Source organism: Sphingomonas sp. Leaf23 (genome assembly GCF_001421585.1).
In the GTDB taxonomy this organism is placed as follows: Bacteria; Pseudomonadota; Alphaproteobacteria; order Sphingomonadales; family Sphingomonadaceae; genus Sphingomonas.
The window spans coordinates 916451-938015 of record NZ_LMKR01000002.1; the positions used below are offsets into that span (position 1 = coordinate 916451).

Below are 21565 nucleotides of genomic sequence, written 5' to 3' on the forward strand. Positions count from 1 at the left end.
TGCCCCTTTTACTGGTGATGCGCGGTTGTGCGCACTCACCGGCAAAGGGGCAAGGGGATCAGATCGCGATCTCGCGCAGCACCGCGTCGAGCACCGGAATGCCCGCCGGGGTCAGCGCCAGCCGATCGCCCTCGCGCACCAGCAATCCTTGTCGCGCAAGCAGGGCAACCGCATCCGCGCGTACGACCGCATCGATCGGGCGCGCGCCCAGCGTCGCAATGCGGGCGAGGTCGACGCCCTCGCGCATCCTGAGACCCATCACCAGCGCCTCGGTCACGCGTTCGTCGGGGGTCAGGGCATCCTCGCGTTCGATGCCATGGCCGTTGCGTTCGACGGCGGCGATCCAGTTTTCGGGCTTCTTGCGGCGGACGGTCGCCAGCCCGGTGCGGCGGCCATGCGCGCCCGGACCGATGCCGGCATAGTCGCGATAGCGCCAATAGGTCAGGTTGTGGCGGCTCTCCGCGCCCGGCCGGGCATGGTTCGACACCTCGTACAGCGGCAGCCCGGCGGCACGGGTCAAAGCCTGCGTCGTTTCGAACAGGTCGGCGGACAGGTCGGCGTCGGGCAGGATCAGCTGCCCTTTCGCCGCCAGCGTCGCGAAGCGCGTGCCGGGTTCGACGGTCAATTGGTAAAGCGACAGATGCTCGGTCCCGAACGACAGCGCACGGGTGAGTTCCGCCTCCCATGCTGCGAGCGACTGGCCCGGCCGGGCATAGATCAGGTCGAAGCTGACCCGCGCGAAATGGCGCTGTGCGACGTCTAGCGCGGCCAGCGCCTCCTCCACGCCATGCGCGCGTTCGAGGAAGGCGAGCGCGTCGTCGTGCAACGCCTGTACGCCCAGCGACACGCGATTGACCCCGGCGGCGGCGATGTCGGCGAAGCGCGCGGCTTCCACCGAGGACGGGTTCGCCTCCAGCGTGATCTCGATAGTGTCGGTCGGTGGCCAGTGGCGGCAGGCCGCCTCGATGATCGTGGCGACGGTCGCGGGCGGCATCAGCGACGGCGTGCCGCCACCGAAGAAGATCGATGCCAGCCGCCGGCCGGGCAGCTCGGCGGCCTCATGCGCCAGGTCGGCCAGCAGCGCGTGCAGCCACGCGGCCTGATCCACTTGATCGCGCACATGGCTGTTGAAGTCGCAATAGGGGCATTTCGACACGCAGAACGGCCAATGGACGTAGAGCGCCAGAGGATCGGGGGCGGGTGCTTGGTCGGGCTGCATCGCCGTCCCATATGGGGGCGATGCGAGCGATACAAATGCTGATGGCGGCGTTGCTGCTGGGTGCCTGTTCCGCCGGGCCCGCCCATGTGCCCGAGCGTGTGGTCGAACCGCGTGCGTTCGAAGGATACGCGCCGCGCGGGAGCGCGCAGTTGCGGCAGGCGATGGAGGCGGGGCACCGCGCGGCGCGGGCGCAGGCGGGTTTGCCGGCGCTGGCGTGGGACCCGGCGCTTGTTCGCGATGCGCAACGCTATGCCGACACGCTGGCACAGAACCGCCGCTTCGAACATTCGCCCCAGCCGCGCGGCGTGCCGGAACAGGGCGAAAACCTGTGGACCGGCACACGCGGCGCCTATCGCTATGCCGAGATGGCGGGGCATTGGGTCGCCGAAAAGCGCGACTATGTGCCCGGTATCCTGCCGGCGGTGTCGCGCACCGGCCGGTTCGAGGATGTCGGGCACTATACCCAGATCATGTGGCGCACGACCCAGCGCTTCGGCTGTGCCGAGGCGAGCAGTGCGAAGGACGATTATATCGTCTGCCGCTATGTGCCCGCCGGCAATTATCCGGGGCAGCGCGCCTTCTGATCGATCATCCGCGCGCGCCGGCGATCATCTTGGCGGCGATATGGCGGACGGCGTTGTCGTCCTTGTCATCGGCCGGCGACGGATCGCCCAGCTTGTCGAGGCTCGCTTCGAGGGAATCGAGCAGGCCCGGATGCTGTTGTTCGACGTAGCGCATCGTCCAGAACAGGAGATGCTCGACCGCGATCTCGCGGTGGCGGGTTTCGGTCAGCGCGTCGGACATGGGGCAATTCCTTTCGGAACGCCCAATGCCCGGACGCGGGTGGGCGTTCCGCTTGGTACGCCCGACCTGATCGTCACCCCGGGCTTGACCCGGGGTCCCGCTTCTTACCCGCGCGAGAAGAAGAAGCGGGACCCCGGATCAAGTCCGGGGTGACGGAACAGCTTTAGCTCAGAAGACCGCCTTCACCAGCTGCGCGAACGCATCGGCGCGGTGGCTGATCGCATGCTTGTGGTCGGGATCGATCTCGCCATAGCTCTGGTCCATGCCGTCCTGAACAAACATCGGGTCATAGCCGAAGCCGTGTTCGCCACGTGGCGGCCAGACCAGCTGTCCGTCGACGCGGCCCTCGAACCATTCGACATGGCCGTCAGGCCAGGCGAGCGCCAGCGCGCAGACGAAGTGCGCGGCGCGGCTGTGGTCGGGGCCGGTCGCCTGCATCCGTTCCTCGACCAGCCGCATCGCCGCGCCGAAATCCTTGGACGGCCCGGCCCAGCGGGCGGAGAAGATGCCGGGATCGCCGTTCAGCGCCTCGACACACAGGCCGCTGTCGTCGGCAAGTGCGGGCAGGCCCGACAGGTCGGCGGCTTGCAGCGCCTTCAGCTCGGCATTGGCGACGAAGGTCGTGCCGGTTTCCTCAGGCTCGGGCAGGTCGAGTTCGCCGGCCGAGATGGGCGTCACGCCGTACGGCCCGAGCAGCGCAGCGATCTCGCGGATCTTGCCCGGATTATGGCTGGCGATGACCAGCTTACCCGGTTCCAGCTTGCGGATCGCCTGCGGTTCCTTGCCCTCGCCGCTCATCGACCGGTCGCCCGCAGCTGTTCGGCGAAGATGCGGCCGCAGCCGATGCGGGCGAGGCGCAGCAGGCGCAGCAGCGCCTCCTCGTCATAGCATGCGCCTTCGGCGGTAGCCTGGACCTCGGCGATATTGTTGTCGCTGGTCAGGACGAAATTGGCATCGGCGTCGGCGGCCGAATCCTCGATATAGTCGAGGTCGAGCACCGGGGTGCCCTGATGGATGCCGCAGCTGACCGCCGCGACCTGCCGGCTGATCGGATCGACCTCCAGCTTGCCTTCGCGCATTAGCCCGTCGACCGCGAGGCGCAGCGCCACCCATGCGCCGGAGATCGACGCGGTGCGGGTGCCGCCATCGGCCTGGATCACGTCGCAGTCGAGCGTGATCTGGCGTTCGCCCAGCGCCTTCAGGTCGACCACGGCGCGCAGCGAGCGCCCGATCAGCCGCTGGATTTCCTGGGTACGGCCCGACTGCTTGCCCTTGGCCGCTTCCCGGCTGCTGCGGGTGTGGGTGGCGCGCGGCAGCATGCCGTACTCGGCGGTGACCCAGCCTTCGCCCTTGCCACGCAGCCATGGCGGCAGGCGCTCTTCGAGCGAGGCGGTGACCAGCACCTTGGTATCGCCGAACCCGATCAGGCACGAACCCTCCGCATGGCGGGTGAAGTTCGTCTCGATCGTGATGGGGCGCATTTCGTCGGGGGTGCGGCCGGATGGGCGCATGGGAATCTCCTGAAATTTGCCTATGCACTAGCCGCCCGTTCATCGACGCGCCAGACGCCGCGCGGTACGCCCAAAGGAATACGGGGCCGAAACAACCAACGACAACAGGGAGCCGATGATGAAGAAGATGGCGTTAGCGATGCTGCCGATGCTGCCGATGCTGCCGATGCTGGGCGGATGCGTGATGGCGGTGGGGAACACGACCACCCAGGCCCCGCCGGTCGCGATCGAGAGCGAGACGATCAGCTACGAGACGTCGCGTTGTTTCGGGACCTGTCCGGTCTACCGCGTCACCGTCCAGCCCGACGGTTCGGGCGTGTTCGAAGGGCGGCAGTTTACCAAGGTCGTCGGCATCCGCAGCTTTCGCGCGACCCCGGCCCAGTATCGTGCCTTTGCCGCAAAGTTGCAGCCGTACCGGCCGCGTGACGGCGAGCAGCTGATCCAGCCGGGGCAGCCGGGATGCGGGCAGGTGGCGACCGACATGCCCTCGGTCGATATCCGCTGGAACGAAATCTCGGGCGCGGCGCAGCACCTCTCGCTCTATTATGGCTGTCGGATGCACGATCAGGCGATGAACGAAGCGCTGCGCTCGGCCCCGAACGAGCTGCCGATCCGGCAGTTCATCGAGGTGAACTAGAGGGTCCTCCCCGGCACGGGGAGGGGGACCAGCCGCAGGCTGGTGGAGGGGGGTATCCGCATACGGAACCGTTGCGTTGCGAGGCTATCCCCCTCCACCACCGCTTCGCGGCGGTCCCCCTCCCCGTGCCGGGGAGGATAGGCTTTCCCGAGCGCTTCAACGCTTCTACATTCCCACTATGGCCCAACCGATCCACGAACTGACCGACCGCGCCCGCGACGTGTTCCGGATCGTGGTCGATTCCTATCTGTCGACCGGCACGCCGGTCGGATCGCGCACCATCGCGCAATTGTCGGGCCTGAACCTCTCGCCGGCATCGATCCGGGGAGTCATGCAGGACCTTGAGGAAGCGGGCCTGCTCGCCGCGCCGCATGTCAGCGCGGGGCGGATGCCGACCGAGACCGGGCTGCGCCTGTTCGTCGACGGCATGATGCACGCGATGGAGCCATCGGCACAGGAACGCGCGACCATCGCCGCACAGGCCGACAGCGCCGGCCCGGTCGAGGAGGCGCTGGCCGGCACTGCCGCTGCGCTGTCAGGCCTGTCCGCGAGTGCGGGCGTGGTGCTGGTGCCCAAGCGCGAGCCGGTGCTCAGGCAGGTGTCGTTCGTGCCGCTGTCTGGCACCCGCGCGCTGGCGGTGCTGGTCGGGGCCGATGGATCGGTCGAGAATCGCGTGCTGGAAACGCCCGGCGCCGGTGCCGCCGCACTGGTCGAGGCGGGCAATTACCTGACCGCGCGGCTGTCGGGCCTGACCTTGAGCGAGGCGCGCGACCGTATCCTCCGCGAAATCGGGCAGGAACGCGCCGAGCTGGATGTTGCCGCCCGGGCGCTGGTCGAACGTGGCCTTGCGATGTGGAGCGAGGATGGCGACCATCGCCCGGTGCTGATCGTGCGGGGGCAGGCGCGGCTGATCGACGATGCCGCCAGCCACGACCTCGACCGCGTACGGCAGCTGCTCGACGAGCTGGAGGGCAAGGAGGAGATCGCCCGGCTGCTCGAATCGGCGCAGGACGGCGATGCCGCGCGGATCTTCATCGGGTCCGAGAACAAGTTATTCGCATTGACCGGATCGTCGGTCATCGCCAAGCCGGTTCGCGCGCTGGACGGGCGCGTGGTCGGCGTCGTCGGCGTGATCGGGCCTGTTCGGTTGAACTATGCGCGCGTCGTGCCCATGGTGGATTTCACCGCAGCAACGCTGGCCCGACTGCTGGGCTGACAAAGAAGAGACTGGAATGAACGACATCCCCGCCAACGACGATACGAACGACCTGCGCGAAGCCACCGCAGAGGCCGCCCCCGAAGTCGCCGAAGCGGATCGCCACGCCGAACTGGAGGCGAAGCTGGCCGATGCGCAGGCCGAGGTGCTCTATGCCCGCGCCGACCTGCAGAACGTCCGCCGCCGCGCCGAAAAGGAAGTGGCCGACGCCCGCGCCTATGCCGCGACCGCGTTTTCGCGCGACATCCTGTCGGTTGCCGACAATCTGTCGCGTGCGCTGTCGGCGATCCCCGACGAACTGCGCGGCGACGACCGAATGAAGGGGCTGATCGTCGGCCTCGAAGCGACCGGCCGCGAGCTGGAGAGCGTGTTCGGCCGCCACGGCATCAGCAAGATGGTGTCGGTCGGCGAAGCGCTGGACCCCAACAAGCATCAGGCGATGTTCGAAGTCCCGTCGAGCGATGCGAAGCCCGGCACGGTCGTGCAGGAAATCCAGACCGGCTATATGATCCGCGACCGGCTGCTGCGCCCGGCGCTGGTCGGCGTGGCGAAGGCGCCGGAGGGCGGGGCCTGAACGACGCGGTTCAGCCCGACCTTGCCACCCCGCCGCGGTTCGAGCGGATCGTCCATCCCGAGGCGATCGTCGATCGCGGCGCGGTGGCGACGTCGCTGCGTGCGCTGTCCGGCGACGGGCAGGACGGCGTGGCATTGCGCCGCGCCGCGACCGCCGTGTTGCGCGACGTCATGGCGCGCGGGCGGGGCGAGATCGAGCGGCGGTTGCGCGCCAACCCCAGCCACGGGCTGGAGACGGCGGCGGCCTATGCCTATCTGACCGATGCGGTCCTCGTCGCGCTGACCGGCTTCATCGTCGAGCGCGTGCATCCCAACCACAATCCGACCGCCGCCGAGCGCATGACGCTGATCGCGGTCGGTGGCTATGGTCGGGGCGAGATGGCACCGCATTCCGACGTCGATATCGGCGTGCTGACCCCGTGGAAGCAGACGCCCTGGTCCGAACAGGTCATCGAATCGACGCTCTATGCGCTGTGGGACCTGGGGCTGAAGGTCGGTCATTCGTCGCGCTCGCTCGACGAAATGGTGCGCCAGGCAAAGGGCGACGTGACCGTGCGCACCGCGCTGGTCGAGGCGCGCTATGTCTGGGGCGATACCGCGCTCTATGCCGAGGCGGCGCAGCGCTTCAAGACCGAGGTACAGGAAGGGACCGCGCGGACCTTCATCGCCGAAAAGCTGGCCGAGCGCGATGCGCGGCACAAGAAGCTGGGCGACACGCGCTATGTCGTCGAACCCAATGTGAAGGAGGGGAAGGGGGGGCTGCGTGACCTCCACGCGCTCTTCTGGATCGGGAAATATGCGTACAATGTCCGCCGTGCCGCCGATCTGGTGCCCGCCGGCCTGTTGAGCGCGCCCGAACTGCGCAAGTTCAACCGCGCCGAGGATTTCCTGTGGGCGGTGCGCTGCCACCTCCACCTCATCACCGGGCGGGCCGAGGAGCGGCTGACCTTCGACGTACAGACCGAGATCGCGACGCGGATGCGCTACAGCGACCGGGTTGGCAAGTCGCGCGTCGAGCGCTTCATGCAATATTATTTCCTGCAGGCGAAGCGGGTCGGCGACCTGACCGGCATGTTTCTCAGCCACCTCGACGAAACTTATGCCGCGCGGGGCAGCCGGTTCGGCTTTCCCCGGCTGCGGCGGCGTCCGCGCCGGCTGAACGGTTTCGTGCTGGACCGCGGACGGCTCGCGCTGCCCAAGGATGATTTCTTCGCCGACGATCCCGTCCGGCTGATCGAAATCTTTGCGCTGGCCGATCTCCACGGCCTCGAAATCCATCCGCTGGCGATGCGCGCGGCGTCGCGCGACGCACGGCTGGCGGCGCATGTCCGCTCGCACCCACGCGCCAACCAGCTGTTCCTCGACGTGCTGACCTCCCCGCGCGATCCCGAACTGGTGCTGCGCTGGATGAATGAATGCGGCGTGTTCGGCCGCTTCATTCCCGATTTCGGCCGCATCGTCGCGCAGATGCAGTTCGACATGTACCACCATTATACGGTGGACGAGCATACCATCCGCATGATCGGCCTTTTGTCGCAGGTCGAACGCGGCATCTGTCGCGAAGAACATCCGCTGGCGACCGCGCTGTTCGGCGGCATCGTGCAGCGGCGCGCGCTGTATGTCGCGGTGCTGTGCCACGACATCGCCAAGGGGCGCGGCGGCGACCATTCGATCCTGGGGGCGGAGGTCGCCGAGCGGCTGTGCCCGCGCCTCGGCCTGACCCCGGCCGAGACCGAGACGGTCGCGTGGCTGGTCCGCTATCACCTGTTGATGTCGGCCACCGCGTTCAAGCGCGATCTCAGCGATTTCAAGACGATCCTCGACTTCACCAGCGTCGTGCAATCGCCGCAGCGGCTGCGCATGTTGCTGGTGCTGACCGTCGTCGATATCCGCGCGGTCGGGCCGGGGACGTGGAACGGGTGGAAGCGGCAGTTGCTGACCACCTTGTTCGAAACCGCCGAGGAGGTGCTGCGGCTGGGCCACAAACAGCGCGGCCGCGACGAGCGCATCGCCGAGAAGCAGGCGACGCTGCGCGGGGCGCTGGGCTGGGACAAGGAAACGCTGGCCGCCTATGTCCGGCATTTGCCGCCGGCCTATTGGATCGCCGAGCCGGACGACGTGATCGCCGCCAATGCGCGCGTCGTCGACCAGTCGGCCGACACCCGCCTGACGATCGAAACCAGCGTGGACGAGGATCGCGGCGCGACGCTGGTCACGGTCCATGCCGCCGACCATCCCGGCCTTTTCTACCGCATCGCCGGGGCGATCCATGCGGCGGGCGGCAACATCATCGACGCACGCATCCACACGACGCGCACCGGCATGGCGCTCGACAATTTCCTCGTGCAGAATCCGCTGGGCGGGCCGTTCGACGAAGCGGGGCAGTTGCAGCGGCTGAAGACCGCGATCGCCGACGCGTTGGCCAACCGCATGAAGCTGAACGACCGGCTGGCCGCCAAGCCGCTGTCGCGTCCCCGCGCAGAGGCCTTCCCGATCGAGCCCAACGTGCTGATCGACAATGCCGCGTCGAACCGCTTCACCGTGATCGAGGTCAACGCCCGCGACCGCCCGGCGCTGCTCCATCATCTGGCGCAGGCGCTGTTCCAGTCGAAGGTGACGCTGCATTCGGCGCATGTCGCGACCTATGGCGAACGCGCGGTCGACACCTTCTATGTCACCGATCTGACCGGCGACCGGATCACCGGGCAATTGCGGTTGAAATCGCTGGAGCGGCGGCTGCTCGACGCGGCGGCGGGCAAGGAATTCGCGGGCTTCGCCTGATCCTCGCGATCTGGTGGATCAGCTATCGTGTCCCTCGTGGACCTGCTGCTCCCCGGAGATCGCGCCGACGCTTTCCGTCTGAATCCGGCGTGGTCGCCGCGCGGACATGAAAAAGCCGCCATGGTCACAACGGACCATGGCGGCTCTTCAAACCGATAGGTCGGCGCCCCGGATTACTTCGGCGACAACACCATCAGCATCTGGCGGCCTTCCATGCGCGGATAGGCTTCGACCTTGGCGATTTCCTGCGTCGCTTCGGCCACCCGCTGCAACACCGCCATGCCGAGCTGGCCATGGCTCAGCTCACGACCGCGGAAGCGCATCGTGACCTTCACCTTGTCACCCTCGGTAATGAACTGCTCGACCTTCTTCATCTTCGTATCATAGTCATGATCGTCGATGTTCGGACGCATTTTGATCTCCTTGATCTCCTGCGTCTTCTGGGTCTTGCGGGCGAGGTTCGCCTTTTTCTGCGCCTCGTACTTGAACTTGCCGACGTCGAGGAACTTCGCGACCGGCGGGTCGGCGTTCGGCGACACCTCGACCAGATCGAGTCCGACCTCCTGCGCCTGCGCCATGGCTTCGCGCGTGAACATCACACCCAGATTCTCTCCCTCATGGTCGATCACACGGACCTTGGGGCTCTGGATGAACTCATTGAATCGGGGGCCGTTCATCGGCGGCGGCGCATTGGGGCGACGCATCATGGGCGGACGGATAGGTGCTGCTCCTATAGTTATCGAAAGTTCTATATAGTCAATCTTGCGCGATTACGAAAGGTTCCGCGCAAGATCGGGTGCGAGGGCTTCCGCCTTCAGCATCGCGACCAGTTCGTCGAGGGCGATGACCTGCTGTCCCTGGCTGCCCAGGCGGCGCAGCGCGACGGTGCGTTCCTCCGCCTCGCGCTTGCCGACCACGACCAGCGCCGGGACCTTCGCCAGTGAATGCTCGCGCACCTTATAGTTGATCTTCTCGTTGCGCAGGTCGGTTTCGACGCGAATCCCTGCGGATTTCAGTGCGGCCATGACCTCGTTCGCATAGTCGTCGGCGTCCGACACGATCGTCGCGACGACCGCCTGCACCGACGACAGCCACATCGGCATGCGGCCGGCGTGATGTTCGATCAGGATGCCGAGGAAGCGTTCGAACGTGCCAAGAATCGCGCGGTGGAGCATGACGGGGCGGTGGCGGTTGCCGTCTTCCCCGACATAGGTCGCGTCGAGTCGTTCGGGCAGCACGCGATCCGACTGGATCGTGCCGACCTGCCACGTTCGCCCGATCGCATCGGTCAGGTGGAATTCGAGCTTGGGGGCATAGAACGCCCCTTCACCCGGCAGTTCCTCGAACTTGTCCTTGATCTCGTCCGACAGGTTCGACGAAAGCACCGCCTCGCGCAGCTCGCTTTCCGCCTTGTCCCACATCTCGTCCGACCCGAAGCGCTTGTCGGGGCGCAGCGCCAGCTTCACGGCATAGTCGGTGAAGCCCAGATCCTGATAGACCGAATCGAGCAGTTCGCAGAAGTCGCGGACTTCCTCGATCAGCTGATCCTCGCGGCAGAAAATATGCGCGTCGTCCTGCGTGAACTGGCGCACGCGCATGATGCCGTGCAGCGCGCCATGCGGCTCGTTGCGGTGGCAGCAGCCGAATTCGGCCATGCGGATGGGCAGGTCGCGATACGACTTGATCCCCTGGCGAAAGATCAGGACGTGGGCCGGGCAGTTCATCGGCTTCAGCGCCATCATGTCAGCATCGCCGCTGATGATCGCGCCCTCGTCCTCGGTATTCGGGATTTCGTCGGGCACCACGAACATGTTCTCGCGATACTTGCCCCAATGGCCCGACTGTTCCCACTGCCGCGCGTCCATCAGCTGCGGCGTCTTCACTTCCTGATAGTCGGTCGCGTCGAGCCGGCGGCGCATATACGCCTCCAGCTGCCGCCACATCATATAGCCCTTGGGGTGCCAGAAGACCGAGCCCTGCGCTTCCGATTGGAGGTGGAACAGGTCCATTTCCTGGCCGAGCTTGCGATGGTCGCGCTTGGCGGCTTCCTCCAGCCGGGTCAGGTGCGCGTCGAGCTGCTTCTTCGACAGCCATCCGGTGCCGTAGATGCGGCTGAGCATCGCGTTCTTCTGGTCGCCGCGCCAATAGGCCCCCGACACGCGGGTCAGCTTGAACGCCTGCGGGTCCAGCTTCGCCGTCGATTCGAGGTGCGGCCCCCGGCACATGTCGAGCCACTGGCCCTGGCGATAGATCGTCAGTTCCTCGCCTTGCGGAAGTTCGGCGGCCCATTCGGCCTTGAACGTCTCACCCTGTGCGGTCCAGCGGTCGATCAGCTGCTGCCGCGTGACGACCTCACGCTCGAACTTCTCGCCCCTGGCGATGATCTTGCGCATCTCTGCCTCGATCAGCGGCAGGTCCTCGTCGGTGAACATGCCGCGTCCGGGGGCGGGCGCGAAGTCGTAATAGAAGCCGTCGTCGGTCGCCGGGCCGAAGGTGATCTGCGTACCCGGATACAGCGTCTGCACCGCTTCGGCGAGGACATGGGCAAAGTCGTGGCGGTGGAGTTCCAGCGCGTCGGCCTCGTCCTTGGCCGTCACCAGCGCGAGCGACGAATCGCCCTCGAACGGGCGGTTCAGGTCGCGCACCTGCCCATCGACCCGCGCGGCGATCGCCGCCTTGCGCAGACCCGGCGAGATCGCGGCGGCGATGTCGGCCGGGGTAGTGCCCGGCATCACCTCACGGACGGCACCGTCGGGAAGGGTGATGCGGAACATTGCGGACATGAAGGAACACCTGGAATGTCGGAGGATAAACGCCCGTCGGTTAGCCGCTGGGCGGGGCAAGGGCAAGGATGGGGCTTACTCCACCGCCGCGCCGGCATCGGTATAGGTGATGCGGATGCGCACCCAGCTGCCGATCAGCGGCTTGCCGCCGACGCGCGGCGGCAGGATGCGGAACTGCCACGCCGCCTGTCGCACCGCGCCCGCCAGCCCCGATCCGCGCGCCGACTGGCCGATCTCGCGGCAATCGGTCACCTGGTTGTTGGGGATGGTGCGGCACGCGACTTCGCCCCAGCCGGGCTGGGCGTGGCGGGGGAGGTAGGTCGACAGCTCGGCATGGGTCGGGCGGCGATACCAGTCGGCGGCGTAGAGCCGCTCGCCACCGCCGCTGCCGCCGCCGGCATCGCTGTCCGCATCGCCATCGCCGCTGTCGCCTGTCGCGTCGCTGCGTCCGGTGCCCTCGGTGGCGCTGCGGGTGCCGGGCGTGATCGCGGCGCGGGCGAAGTCGCGACCGGTCATCGGAATGACCTTCGACCAGACATCGTTCGACGGCGTGACCGGTACCGGCGGCGGCGGGGGTATGTCGGGCGGTGGCGCGACGGGGGTGACCGGCGTCGTGGTGCTGGCGCTACCGGCGGCGGCCTTGCGCTGAACCTGTTTTGCGGGCGCGGCGGCGGGAGCGACCTGATCGGCGGGGAGCATGTCGACGACCAGCGGCGATTTCTCGCCCGGCGGCGGGGACATGATCGTCGGCGCGATGCGCAGCAACAGCCACAGGATCGCGACATGGATCGCGACCACCAACGCCAGCGTGGCGATGCGACGCGGCAAGGGTACCGGGCGACGCGCGGAGAACCGTTCCTGATACACTGTCGACGCCACGAAAAGCCCCTAGCGCAGCCCGCACGCAAGCGCGATGGGAAAGACGATGGTTGGCGATATCAGGAGAGTGGAGCGAACCGCCGCTTTGGCCCGAAAGGGAGGGGCGGCATCGAGAGACTCGAGAGTTCGCGGCATGGCAGAGCCATGCGGTTGGTCATCGCTGGCGGTGCCGGCCGTGTTGTCTCGGTAAGCTGAAATAGCCTCGCTATTTCAGCGAGACTGCTGGAGCGGGTGAAGGGAATCGAACCCTCGTCGTAAGCTTGGGAAGCTTCTGCTCTACCATTGAGCTACACCCGCTCGGGAATGTCGCCCTTACCCAAAGGATCGGGCGGGTGCAAGCGGGTGGTGCAACTTCCCACCGGCTGCGGCTGTGGGTATCGAGGGTGGCATGACGCACCCTATCGTTTCCGACGCCGTGCCCGGCACGATCCGCCATGTCGCGATCATCGGCGCGGGATTTTCCGGCACGTTGCTGGCGATCAACCTGCTGCGCCATGACGGGCCGACGGCGACGCTGATCGAGCGGGGCGATACGGCCGGCCTGGGCGTCGCCTATGGCACGCGGCAGAGCGATCACCTGCTGAACGTGCGCGCCGCGAACATGAGCGCCTTTCCCGACCGGCCCGACCATTTCGTGGCTTGGCTGGCCGGGCGGGACGAAGCGGCGGGGCCGGGCGATTTCGTGCCGCGCGCGCTGTATGGCGTCTATCTGCGCGAGACGCTGGGGGCGGCGCAGCGCGCGGCGCCGGGGCGGCTGACCGTGGTCGATGGCAAGGCGGTCGGTATCGATGGCGAGACCGTCCTGCTGAAAGACGGCGGCCGGGTGGTGGCCGATGCGGTCGTGCTGGCGGTCGGTAACCTCGCGCCGCAGGTGCCGCCGGGGCTGGGCGGGATCGCGGACGATCCGGCCTATGTCGGCAATCCCTGGGCAACAGGCGCGACCGCTGGTCTCGGCGACGACGATCGGGTGTTGTTGATCGGCACCGGGCTGACGATGGTCGATGTCGTGCTGACGCTGGAGGCGCAGGGGTTTGGCGGGCAGATCGTCGCACTGTCGCGGCGCGGGCTGCTGCCGCATCGCCATGCCCTCGCGGCCCCGGCCGCACAGCCGCTGACCGAGCGTCCGCGCCCGCCGCTGTCCGCGCTGGTGCGGTCCGTGCGGGCACGGGCGGCTACGATCGGCTGGCGCAGGGCCATCGACGAATTGCGGCCGTTCACGCAAGGAATCTGGACGGCAGCCGATCCGGTCGAGCGTCGCCGCTTCCTGCGCCATTTGCGGCCTTGGTGGGACATTCACCGCCATCGCCTCGCCCCCGCCGTCGCCGACCGGATCGATGCGATGGTGGCGAGCGGGCGGCTGACCCTGCTGGCGGGCAAGAGCTGCGATGCGCGACGCGTCGATGGCGGGGTGGAGGTCGCGTGGCGGCCGCGCGGGGAGGATGCGCCGCGCCCGATGCACGCGACGCGCGTGATTTCCTGCATCGGGCCGCAGGGCGATGTGGCCCGCACCGACGATCCGTTGCTGTCGGCGCTGGTCGCAGGCGGGCGCATCCGTCCCGACAGCGAGCATCTGGGCATCGATGTCGAAAGCAGCGGACGGGTGCTGCATGCCGATGGCGCGAGCGACGATCGCCTGTTCGCGATCGGGCCGATGACCCGCGGCGCGTTCTGGGAAATCGTCGCGGTGCCCGACCTGCGGCGACAGGTGTGGGACGTCGCCCGCTATCTGTCCAATGCGCACTGGGTGGGGGGTGAGGGGCTGTAACGCCGCATTGGGCCGTTCGTAGAAATGCTTCGTTGTGGAGGCTGGCCTGCCACCCGAAATGTTCGCACATGCAAAAAACCCGTAAAATCCTGCCGTCCTTCGGCATTCAGGTCGCGATCGGCATGGTCGCAGGCGTCGCGCTAGGCCTGATCGCCGCAGACGTCGGCGGGGCCGATGGCGCGATCGGCACCGTGCTGCACACGGTCGGACAGATTTTCGTGCAGCTGCTGAAGTTGCTGGTCCCGGCATTGGTGTTCACCGCCATCGTCGGGTCGATCGCGGCGCTGCGCGACCTGCCCAATGCCGCGCGGCTGGTCGGGCAGACCTTGTTATGGTTCGCGATCACCGCGCTGATCGCGGTGTCGATCGGCATCGTGCTCGCGCTGACGCTTCAGCCCGGCCTGCACAGCGCGGCACCGCTGTCCAGCGCGGCGCAGCCGGGCACGGTCGGCACCTGGCTCGATTTCCTGAAAGGGCTGGTGCCGGCCAATCTGCTCGGCCTGACCGCATCGACCAAGGTCGCCGATGGCGGGGCAACCACGACGCTCGGCTTCAACGTGCTGCAGATCATCGTCGTCGCCATCGCGGTCGGCGCGGCGGCGGTGCGGGTTGGGGCGGCGGGGGAGCCATTTCTCGCCTTCAACACCTCTGCGCTGATGATCCTGCGGCGGTTGCTGCGCTGGGTGATCGCGCTGACGCCGATCGGGTCGGCGGCGCTGATCGGCGATGCGATCGTGCGCTATGGCTGGGGCACGCTGTCGTCGCTGGGCGCGTTTGCAGCGACGGTGTATATCGGGCTGGGGATCGTGCTGTTCGTCGTCTATCCGGCATTGCTGGCGCTGCACCGGATTTCGCCCTTGTGGTTCTTCCGCCGCGCATGGCCCGCGATCCAGCTGGGCTTCGTCACCCGGTCGTCGGTCGGCACGTTGCCGGTGACGCAGGAGCGGACCGAGCAGGCGCTGGGCGTGCCCGCCGCCTATGCCGCCTTTGCCGTGCCGCTTGGATCGACGACCAAGATGGACGGGTGTGCCGCCATCTATCCGGCGGTGTCGGCGATCTTCGTCGCGCAATTCTTTGGCCTGCCGCTGGGGGCGGCCGATTATGCGCTGATCGTGATGGTGTCGGTGCTGGGATCGGCGGCGACCGCCGGGCTGACCGGGGCGACGGTCATGCTGACGCTGACGCTGACCACGCTCGGCCTGCCGCTGGAGGGGGCGGGGCTGTTGCTGGCGATCGACCCCATCCTCGACATGGGGCGTACCGCCGTCAATGTCGCTGGGCAGATGCTGGTGCCGGTGATCGTCGCCAAGCGCGAGAGGCTGCTGGCCGCCCCCGCCGACGCTCCGGCGGAGATGGCTTTAGGGTAGCAGCAGCGAGGCGTCGCCATAGGAATAGAAGCGATATTCCTCGGCGATGGCATGGGCATAGGCGGCCAGCATCCGCTCGCGCCCCATCAGCGCCGATACCAGCATGAACAGCGTCGATCTGGGCAGGTGGAAATTGGTCATCAGCCCATCGATGCCGCGAAAGCGATAGCCCGGCGTGATGAAGATCGCGGTATCGCCTTCGAACGGCTGCACCTGTCCGGCATCGTCGGCAGCGCTTTCGATCAGGCGCAGGCTGGTGGTGCCGACCGCGATCACCCGGCCGCCGGCGGCGCGCACCGCGTTCAGCCGGTCGGCGGTGGCGGCGTCGATCCGGCCCCATTCGGCGTGCATCTGGTGGTCGTTAGTGTCGTCGGCCTTGACCGGCAGGAAGGTGCCCGCCCCGACATGCAGCGTCAGCGTGGCATGGCCGATCCCCGCCGCCTCCAGCGCCGCCATCAGTTCGGGCGTGAAGTGCAGCGCGGCGGTCGGCGCGGCGACGGCGCCGGCCTCGCGCGCGAACAGCGTCTGGTAATCCTCGGCATCGCGCGCGTCGGCGCCGCCGCGCTTCGACGCGATATAGGGAGGCAGCGGCATGCGCCCGGCCCGCTCCAGCAGCAATTCGACCGGTTCGTCGCCGGCAAAGTCCAGCGCGAAGCTGCCGTCCGCGCCCTTGTCACCGGCGGTCGCCGTGACGCCCGCGCCGAAATCGATGGTGTCGCCATCACGCAGCCGCCGGGCGTTGCGCACGAACGCACGCCAGCGGCGCGGCCCCTCACGCTTGTGCAGCGTCGCGCCGATCGTCGCATCGCCGCGCTTGCCCTCCAGCTGTGCCGGGATCACCCGCGTGTCGTTGAAGACTAGCAGGTCGCCGGGGCGCAGGCACGACGGCAGGTCGCGCACGCCACGATCCAGCGTCGCGTCACCGTCCAGCACCAGCATCCGTGCCGCATCGCGCGGCGCGGCGGGGCGCAGCGCGATGCGGTCGGTCGGCAGTTCGAAGTCGAACAGGTCGACGTGCATCGATCGAAAGACTTGGGATTAGCGCGCGCGGGCCGGCTGCGGACGCTTGGCCGCCGGCGCGGGCGCAGGCTTGCGCGGCATCGTCGCCGGCAGCGGGGCGACGGTCTCGGGCAGCGCGACCGGGGCTGCGGCCTGGTACGGCGGCGGATTGTCGCTGGCGATATAGGCGCGGACGATGCGCGACGGGTTCGCCGGCGGTTCGCCACGTTCGATCGCGTCGACATATTGCATGCCCTCGATCACGCGGCCGAATACGGTGTATTTCTTGTCGAGCGAGAATTTGGGGGCGAACATGATGTAGAACTGGCTGTTCGCGCTGTTCTCGTCATTAGCGCGTGCCGCCGCCACCGCGCCGCGGACGTGGGGGAGGTAGTTGAACTCCTTTTCCACGTTCGGCAGCTTCGACCCGCCGGTGCCGTCGCCATCCGGATCGCCGCCCTGCGCCATGAAGCCGTCGATCACCCGGTGAAAGGCGAGGCCGTCATAGAATTTCTCGCGGGTCAGCGTCTTGATCCGCGCGACCATCTTGGGCGCGACATCGGGACGCAGCCAGATGGTGACCCGCCCGCCGGTCGACAGGTCGAGAATCCACAGGTTGCGGGTGTCGGTGGTGGCGGGCGGCGGTTCGCGGCCGGGCACGTCGATCACCTGCGCGAGCGCCGGCAGGGCAAAGAACGAGGCGATGACAGCGAGCAAAAGGGCAAGACGACGCATGAACTTCCCGAAACGCGCGAGGAAACCAAAAGGCATGAGGCGAGCCGCATAGACCATGTGATCGCTTGCGCCAATCTGAACATGACGGCGCCGTTCCGTCCCGAAACGGCAAAAGGGATTGGCAAACGGCCGAACGCCCGGCTATCACCCGTGCGACTGGACGGAAAACCGATCGGTCCGGCGTCGCTTCCACGAAGGCGACCGGAGAGGGGCAGGGCGCGAAACGCGCCCGACGACAAGGGCTGTTGAATGGCGACTGACGAAGATCAGCACGTACCCGCAGGCGGCGCGACTGCGCTCGACGGTGGGCCGGAAAATCCCCGCAGGCGCGACTATCTGTCGATCGGCGCGGTGGCATTTGCCGGGGTCGGCGCAGGCGTGATCGCGCTGCCGCTCATCAACCAGATGTCGCCCGCCGCCGATACGCTGGCGCTGTCCACGACCGAAATCGACCTGTCGTCGATCGAACCGGGGCAGGCGATCAAGGCGACGTTTCGCAAACAGCCGCTGTTCGTGCGCAACCTGACGCCCAAGGAAATCGCCGAGGCGAATGCCGTGCCGGTCAGCACGCTGCGCGATCCGCAGACGCTGGCGGAACGCACCAAGACGGGCAAGGCGAACTGGCTCATCACGCTGGGCGTCTGCACGCATCTCGGCTGCGTGCCGCTGGGCGCGGGCGAGGGTGAGAACAAGGGGCCGTTCGGCGGCTATTTCTGCCCGTGCCATGGGTCGGCCTATGACACCGCCGGGCGCATCCGGTCGGGGCCTGCGCCCCAGAACCTGCACGTTCCCGAATATACCTTCACGTCCGACACCGTCGTGACGGTTGGCTGAGGAGAGAGACGATGAGCTTCCCCTGGGCCAAGCATTACGAACCGAAACAGCCGCTGATGCGGTGGCTGGACGAGAAGCTGCCGCTTCCCCGGTTGGTTTATAACGCGGTCGGCGCCGGCTATCCGGTGCCGCGCAACCTCAACTATTTCTGGAATTTCGGCGTGCTGGCAGGCGCGGCGCTGGCGGTGCAGATCATCACCGGCATCGTGCTGGCGATGCATTATGCGGCCAATGGCGCGGTCGCGTTCGATTCGGTCGAACGCATCATGCGCGACGTGCCGTCGGGCTGGTTCCTGCGCTATGCCCACGCCAATGGCGCGTCGATGTTCTTCATCGTCGTCTATACCCATATCTCTCGCGGTATCTATTACGGGTCGTACAAGGCCCCGCGCGAGATGGTGTGGCTGCTGGGCGTCGTCATCTTCCTGCTGATGATGGCGACCGCGTTCATGGGCTATGTGCTCCCGTGGGGGCAGATGAGCTTCTGGGGCGCGCAGGTCATCACCGGTTTCTTCTCGGCGATACCGGGGGTGGGTGAGACGATCCGCGTGTGGCTGCTGGGCGGTTATGCGCCGGACAATGCCGCGCTGAACCGCTTCTTCTCGCTCCACTATCTGATGCCGTTCGTGATCGCGGGCGTCATCATCCTGCACATTTGGGCGCTGCACATTCCGGGGTCGAACAACCCGACCGGCGTGGAGGTGAAGGGGCCGCAGGATACCGTGCCGTTCCACCCCTATTACACCGCGAAGGACGGGTTCGGGCTGGGCGTATTCCTGATCGTGTTCGCGTCGCTGATCTTCTTTGCGCCGAACCTGCTGGGCCATCCGGACAATTACATCCCGGCCAACCCGCTCTCCACGCCCGCGCATATCGTGCCCGAATGGTATTTCCTGCCGTTCTACGCGATCCTGAAGGCGTTCACCGTCGACTTCATTTTCCCGGCGAAGCTGTGGGGCGTGCTGGCCATGTTCGGCTCGATCCTGCTGCTGTTCTTCCTGCCGTGGCTGGACAAGTCGCCGGTCAAGTCGGCCAATTACCGCCCGACCTATCGCATCTTCCTGATCGTGCTGCTGATCGACGTGCTGGTGCTTGGCTATCTCGGCGGGGCGGAGGCGACGCCGGTGACGGTGCTGCTCAGCCAGATCGCGGCGGGATATTATTTCGCGCACTTCCTGGTCGTGCTGCCGATCGTATCGGCGATGGAGCGTCCGCGTCCCCTGCCCAATTCGATCACCGAAGCGGTGCTGAAGGGCGAGGGCGGCACCTCGCCCGCGCAGAGCGCCGCCCATGGTCACGCCACCCCGGCCGCGGCCGAGTAAGGGAACAACGATGCTCTCCTTCGCTTCCCGCTTTCTCGCCCGCAACCTGAACCTCGTCGTCGGGGCAGGCTTCCTGTTCGCGCTGCTGCTCGGTATCTTTTCGACCGTCAGCGGCATGATCAACGACACGCCGGTCCATTCGGCCGAGCATGAATTCCATATCAAGGAGCGCCGCGACGCCGGGCTGCAATCGGCGGGCCTGTTCGGCACGTTCGACAAGCAGCAGCTGCAGCGTGGGTTCCAGGTCTACAAGGAAGTCTGCTCGGCCTGCCACTCGATCCGGCTGGTGTCGTTCCGCGACCTGGAGGCGCTGGGCTATGACGAGGGTCAGGTAAAGACCATCGCCACCGACTGGCAGATCGAACAGCCGAGCGTGAACTCGGAGACGGGCGAACCGGCGACGCGCAAGAACCTGCCGTCCGACCGCTTCCCGCTGGTGTTCGCCAACGACGTCGCCGCGCGTGCCGCCAACAACAATGCGGTGCCGCCCGACCTGTCGCTGATGACCAAGGCGCGCGACGATGGCCCGAACTATGTCTATTCGCTACTGACCGGATATCGCGCGCAGCCGGCGGAACTGCTGAAGGAATTCCCCGACGCGAAGACGCCGAACGGGCTGCACTACAATCCGTATTTCGCCACGCTGAACCTTGCCATGGCGCCGCCGCTGACTGCCGACGATCAGGTCCAGTATCAGGACGGCACCCGCGCGACGAAGGACCAAATGGCGAAGGACGTCGCGGCGTTCCTGACTTGGACCGCCGAGCCGAAGCTGGAAACGCGCCATGCGGCGGGTGCGGCGGCGGTAATCTTCCTGCTGATCTTCACCGCGCTGGCGTTCGGTGCCTATCGCAACATCTGGCGGGGCATGAAGCATTGAGCGGCGCGGATGGCGTCGGGTCGGTGGAGATCGCTCGGCGCATCCGTACCATTCCGGACTTCCCCAAGCCCGGCATCCAGTTTCGTGACATCACGACGCTGATCCTCGACCCTGAAGGGTTGCGGCTGGCGGTCGACGGCATGGTTGCCGCCGTACAGGGCCCGATCGATCTGGTGGCGGGGATCGAGGCGCGGGGCTTCGTCTTCGCCCCCGCCGTCGCGCTGGCGCTGGGCGCCGGCGTCGTGCTGATCCGCAAGGACGGCAAGCTGCCCGGCGCGACCATCGCCGAGGATTATGCGCTGGAATATGGCACCGACCGGATCGCGATCCATGCCGATGCCTGTACCCCCGGCGCGCGGGTTCTGCTGGTCGACGACCTGATCGCGACCGGCGGCACCGCCCGTGCGGCGGTACGGTTGTTGCGCAAGGCCGGGGCGACGGTCGAGCAGGCGGCCTTTGCGATCGACCTGCCCGATCTGGGCGGTGCGGCGGCGTTGCGGGCGGATGGAATTTCGGTGTCGGCGCTGGTGGCGTTTCCCGGGCATTGAGCGGCACCGGTCGTGGCTGCCACTGCCATCGGAATCCCCCGGGCCATTTTCCTCCGTCGGGGAGATGCCAAGGCGGCACTGGCCTGACGCGAGACGTCCGATATCGGTCTGGCCAGCCGCGCTGATCGCATGATCGCCCTGACCTTGTACGCCATGGTGACCTTCTCCATTCCCGATGAGCCGCTGGCAGGGCAGTTACGCGCGGCCATCTGGGACGATCTGCAACGCAATGCGATGATCGGCAATGGCAACCGGCTGGCCGCGTTGTGGTACGAGGCGGGGCAGGACGAAAGCCCTGCGCCCCGCCTTCATATTCAGGCGCTCGACTGTATCACGACCCGCGCCGGGCAGCGCTGTTCCTTCAACCTGTGGCGTGCGGGTGGACCGCGATGGGTGTTGGGGAAGGTTGCCCCCGACCGACTATCTTGCCGTGCGCAGTTCGTTCAGCAGTCCGGGGAGTGGAGCGTCCGGCACCGGCCGCCGCCGGACGCAGGCCATATTCGGACGGATATGCGTTGTCGGGTTGTCACGGAGACTCCTTCCTAGGGACGCAAGCCAACACCATCGGCGGTTGCCGGAAACCAGATGGCGCAAACGGTACAGCCCCAATTCAGCCGGCACGGCCGATGGTGCCTGCCGGACAGGAACCGGCGACCCGTGCCGGCTGTTGTTTTCGATCATAACCGGCGTCGTGCCCATGCCCGTCGCCTGT

Annotated in this window: 21 protein-coding genes and 1 tRNA gene; 12 read left to right on the forward strand and 10 right to left on the reverse strand. The window is 67.1% G+C overall.

The genetic code is table 11. From position 1 onward, the window contains the following. Positions 1-58: 58 nt before the first annotated feature. On the reverse strand, positions 59-1219 hold the full coding sequence (gene hemW / locus ASE67_RS07955) for a radical SAM family heme chaperone HemW (RefSeq protein ID WP_055758859.1): 1161 nt from the start codon (positions 1217-1219) through the stop codon (positions 59-61). Between the two features lie 20 nt (positions 1220-1239). Between hemW and ASE67_RS07960 the strand changes: the two genes are divergently transcribed. Then, complete coding sequence (locus ASE67_RS07960) at positions 1240-1803, forward strand: CAP domain-containing protein (RefSeq protein ID WP_327196665.1); 564 nt, start codon at positions 1240-1242, stop codon at positions 1801-1803. Between the two features lie 4 nt (positions 1804-1807). Here the strand turns inward: ASE67_RS07960 and ASE67_RS07965 are convergent, their stop codons facing one another. The 3 genes from ASE67_RS07965 to rph form a co-directional block, all read right to left on the reverse strand. Continuing rightward, a complete protein-coding gene (locus tag ASE67_RS07965) occupies positions 1808-2023 on the reverse strand; it encodes a hypothetical protein (protein ID WP_200922181.1) in 216 nt (71 codons plus the stop codon). Positions 2024-2191: 168 nt separating this feature from the next. Next, positions 2192-2821 (reverse strand): RdgB/HAM1 family non-canonical purine NTP pyrophosphatase, encoded by a 630-nt coding sequence (gene rdgB, locus ASE67_RS07970; protein ID WP_055758863.1) that lies wholly within the window; start codon positions 2819-2821, stop codon positions 2192-2194. Beyond that, positions 2818-3534, reverse strand: coding sequence for a ribonuclease PH (gene rph / locus ASE67_RS07975; RefSeq protein WP_055758866.1), 717 nt, complete (start codon positions 3532-3534; stop codon positions 2818-2820). The genes rdgB and rph overlap by 4 nt, the downstream gene beginning before the upstream one ends. 118 nt (positions 3535-3652) lie before the next feature. Between rph and ASE67_RS07980 the strand changes: the two genes are divergently transcribed. From ASE67_RS07980 to ASE67_RS07995, 4 genes are all read left to right on the forward strand, one after another. Further along, positions 3653-4171: a DUF6438 domain-containing protein gene (locus tag ASE67_RS07980; protein WP_156348544.1), complete on the forward strand. Its 519-nt coding sequence runs from the start codon at positions 3653-3655 to the stop codon at positions 4169-4171. 178 nt (positions 4172-4349) lie between these two features. Further along, the gene (gene hrcA / locus ASE67_RS07985; protein WP_055758872.1) at positions 4350-5387 is read left to right on the forward strand and encodes a heat-inducible transcriptional repressor HrcA; all 1038 of its coding nucleotides are present in this window, start codon (positions 4350-4352) and stop codon (positions 5385-5387) included. 16 nt (positions 5388-5403) lie between these two features. Further along, positions 5404-5961 (forward strand): nucleotide exchange factor GrpE, encoded by a 558-nt coding sequence (locus ASE67_RS07990; RefSeq protein WP_055758875.1) that lies wholly within the window; start codon positions 5404-5406, stop codon positions 5959-5961. A gap of 83 nt (positions 5962-6044) precedes the next feature. After that, positions 6045-8741 (forward strand): [protein-PII] uridylyltransferase, encoded by a 2697-nt coding sequence (locus tag ASE67_RS07995; protein WP_235511830.1) that lies wholly within the window; start codon positions 6045-6047, stop codon positions 8739-8741. A 173-nt stretch (positions 8742-8914) separates the two neighbouring features. Here ASE67_RS07995 and infC read toward each other — a convergent pair whose 3' ends face one another. The 4 genes from infC to ASE67_RS08015 form a co-directional block, all read right to left on the reverse strand. Beyond that, positions 8915-9448: a translation initiation factor IF-3 gene (infC, locus tag ASE67_RS08000; RefSeq protein ID WP_055758887.1), complete on the reverse strand. Its 534-nt coding sequence runs from the start codon at positions 9446-9448 to the stop codon at positions 8915-8917. A gap of 63 nt (positions 9449-9511) precedes the next feature. Then, positions 9512-11524, reverse strand: a complete 2013-nt coding sequence (thrS, locus tag ASE67_RS08005; RefSeq protein ID WP_055758890.1) for a threonine--tRNA ligase — start codon at positions 11522-11524, stop codon at positions 9512-9514. 75 nt (positions 11525-11599) lie between these two features. Then, entirely contained in the window at positions 11600-12403 is an 804-nt protein-coding gene (locus ASE67_RS08010; RefSeq protein WP_082457006.1) for a hypothetical protein, read from the reverse strand. A 223-nt stretch (positions 12404-12626) separates the two neighbouring features. Beyond that, positions 12627-12700 (reverse strand) — tRNA-Gly (locus tag ASE67_RS08015). Positions 12701-12791: 91 nt separating this feature from the next. Between ASE67_RS08015 and ASE67_RS08020 the strand changes: the two genes are divergently transcribed. Next, the gene (locus ASE67_RS08020) at positions 12792-14168 is read left to right on the forward strand and encodes an FAD/NAD(P)-binding protein (protein WP_055758896.1); all 1377 of its coding nucleotides are present in this window, start codon (positions 12792-12794) and stop codon (positions 14166-14168) included. Positions 14169-14236: 68 nt separating this feature from the next. Continuing rightward, positions 14237-15535, forward strand: coding sequence for a dicarboxylate/amino acid:cation symporter (locus ASE67_RS08025; protein ID WP_055758899.1), 1299 nt, complete (start codon positions 14237-14239; stop codon positions 15533-15535). Here ASE67_RS08025 and queA read toward each other — a convergent pair. Together queA and ASE67_RS08035 are read right to left on the reverse strand one after the other, a co-directional pair. After that, the gene (gene queA, locus ASE67_RS08030) at positions 15527-16555 is read right to left on the reverse strand and encodes a tRNA preQ1(34) S-adenosylmethionine ribosyltransferase-isomerase QueA (RefSeq protein WP_055758900.1); all 1029 of its coding nucleotides are present in this window, start codon (positions 16553-16555) and stop codon (positions 15527-15529) included. The two genes, ASE67_RS08025 and queA, sit on opposite strands and share 9 nt — an antisense overlap. An 18-nt stretch (positions 16556-16573) precedes the next feature. Beyond that, a complete protein-coding gene (locus ASE67_RS08035; RefSeq protein ID WP_055759348.1) occupies positions 16574-17269 on the reverse strand; it encodes a peptidylprolyl isomerase in 696 nt (231 codons plus the stop codon). Between the two features lie 249 nt (positions 17270-17518). Here ASE67_RS08035 and petA point away from each other — a divergent pair, with 249 nt between their 5' ends. From petA to ASE67_RS08060, 5 genes are all read left to right on the forward strand, one after another. Next, a complete protein-coding gene (petA, locus tag ASE67_RS08040) occupies positions 17519-18103 on the forward strand; it encodes a ubiquinol-cytochrome c reductase iron-sulfur subunit (protein ID WP_055758903.1) in 585 nt (194 codons plus the stop codon). Between the two features lie 11 nt (positions 18104-18114). Beyond that, a complete protein-coding gene (locus ASE67_RS08045; RefSeq protein WP_055758906.1) occupies positions 18115-19425 on the forward strand; it encodes a cytochrome b in 1311 nt (436 codons plus the stop codon). Between the two features lie 10 nt (positions 19426-19435). Next, the gene (locus ASE67_RS08050; protein WP_055758909.1) at positions 19436-20305 is read left to right on the forward strand and encodes a cytochrome c1; all 870 of its coding nucleotides are present in this window, start codon (positions 19436-19438) and stop codon (positions 20303-20305) included. A gap of 29 nt (positions 20306-20334) precedes the next feature. Beyond that, positions 20335-20853, forward strand: a complete 519-nt coding sequence (locus ASE67_RS08055) for an adenine phosphoribosyltransferase (protein WP_156348561.1) — start codon at positions 20335-20337, stop codon at positions 20851-20853. 129 nt (positions 20854-20982) lie between these two features. Next, entirely contained in the window at positions 20983-21399 is a 417-nt protein-coding gene (locus ASE67_RS08060) for a hypothetical protein (RefSeq protein ID WP_055758913.1), read from the forward strand. Positions 21400-21565 lie beyond the last annotated feature (166 nt).

Bases quoted from the DNA above. Each gene is read 5' to 3' on its own strand.
- ASE67_RS08045 (WP_055758906.1), top strand. From the start codon at position 18,115: ATGAGCTTCCCCTGGGCCAAGCATTACGAACCGAAACAGCCGCTGATG.
- ASE67_RS08035 (WP_055759348.1), bottom strand. From the start codon at position 17,269: ATGCGTCGTCTTGCCCTTTTGCTCGCTGTCATCGCCTCGTTCTTTGCC.
- ASE67_RS08050 (WP_055758909.1), top strand. From the start codon at position 19,436: ATGCTCTCCTTCGCTTCCCGCTTTCTCGCCCGCAACCTGAACCTCGTC.
- hrcA (WP_055758872.1), top strand. From the start codon at position 4,350: ATGGCCCAACCGATCCACGAACTGACCGACCGCGCCCGCGACGTGTTC.
- hemW (WP_055758859.1), bottom strand. From the start codon at position 1,219: ATGCAGCCCGACCAAGCACCCGCCCCCGATCCTCTGGCGCTCTACGTC.
- rph (WP_055758866.1), bottom strand. From the start codon at position 3,534: ATGCGCCCATCCGGCCGCACCCCCGACGAAATGCGCCCCATCACGATC.
- queA (WP_055758900.1), bottom strand. From the start codon at position 16,555: ATGCACGTCGACCTGTTCGACTTCGAACTGCCGACCGACCGCATCGCG.
- ASE67_RS07990 (WP_055758875.1), top strand. From the start codon at position 5,404: ATGAACGACATCCCCGCCAACGACGATACGAACGACCTGCGCGAAGCC.
- thrS (WP_055758890.1), bottom strand. From the start codon at position 11,524: ATGTCCGCAATGTTCCGCATCACCCTTCCCGACGGTGCCGTCCGTGAG.
- ASE67_RS08060 (WP_055758913.1), top strand. From the start codon at position 20,983: ATGATCGCCCTGACCTTGTACGCCATGGTGACCTTCTCCATTCCCGAT.
- ASE67_RS08025 (WP_055758899.1), top strand. From the start codon at position 14,237: ATGCAAAAAACCCGTAAAATCCTGCCGTCCTTCGGCATTCAGGTCGCG.
- ASE67_RS07960 (WP_327196665.1), top strand. From the start codon at position 1,240: ATGCGAGCGATACAAATGCTGATGGCGGCGTTGCTGCTGGGTGCCTGT.
- rdgB (WP_055758863.1), bottom strand. From the start codon at position 2,821: ATGAGCGGCGAGGGCAAGGAACCGCAGGCGATCCGCAAGCTGGAACCG.
- ASE67_RS07980 (WP_156348544.1), top strand. From the start codon at position 3,653: ATGAAGAAGATGGCGTTAGCGATGCTGCCGATGCTGCCGATGCTGCCG.
- infC (WP_055758887.1), bottom strand. From the start codon at position 9,448: ATGATGCGTCGCCCCAATGCGCCGCCGCCGATGAACGGCCCCCGATTC.
- ASE67_RS07965 (WP_200922181.1), bottom strand. From the start codon at position 2,023: ATGTCCGACGCGCTGACCGAAACCCGCCACCGCGAGATCGCGGTCGAG.
- ASE67_RS08020 (WP_055758896.1), top strand. From the start codon at position 12,792: ATGACGCACCCTATCGTTTCCGACGCCGTGCCCGGCACGATCCGCCAT.
- petA (WP_055758903.1), top strand. From the start codon at position 17,519: ATGGCGACTGACGAAGATCAGCACGTACCCGCAGGCGGCGCGACTGCG.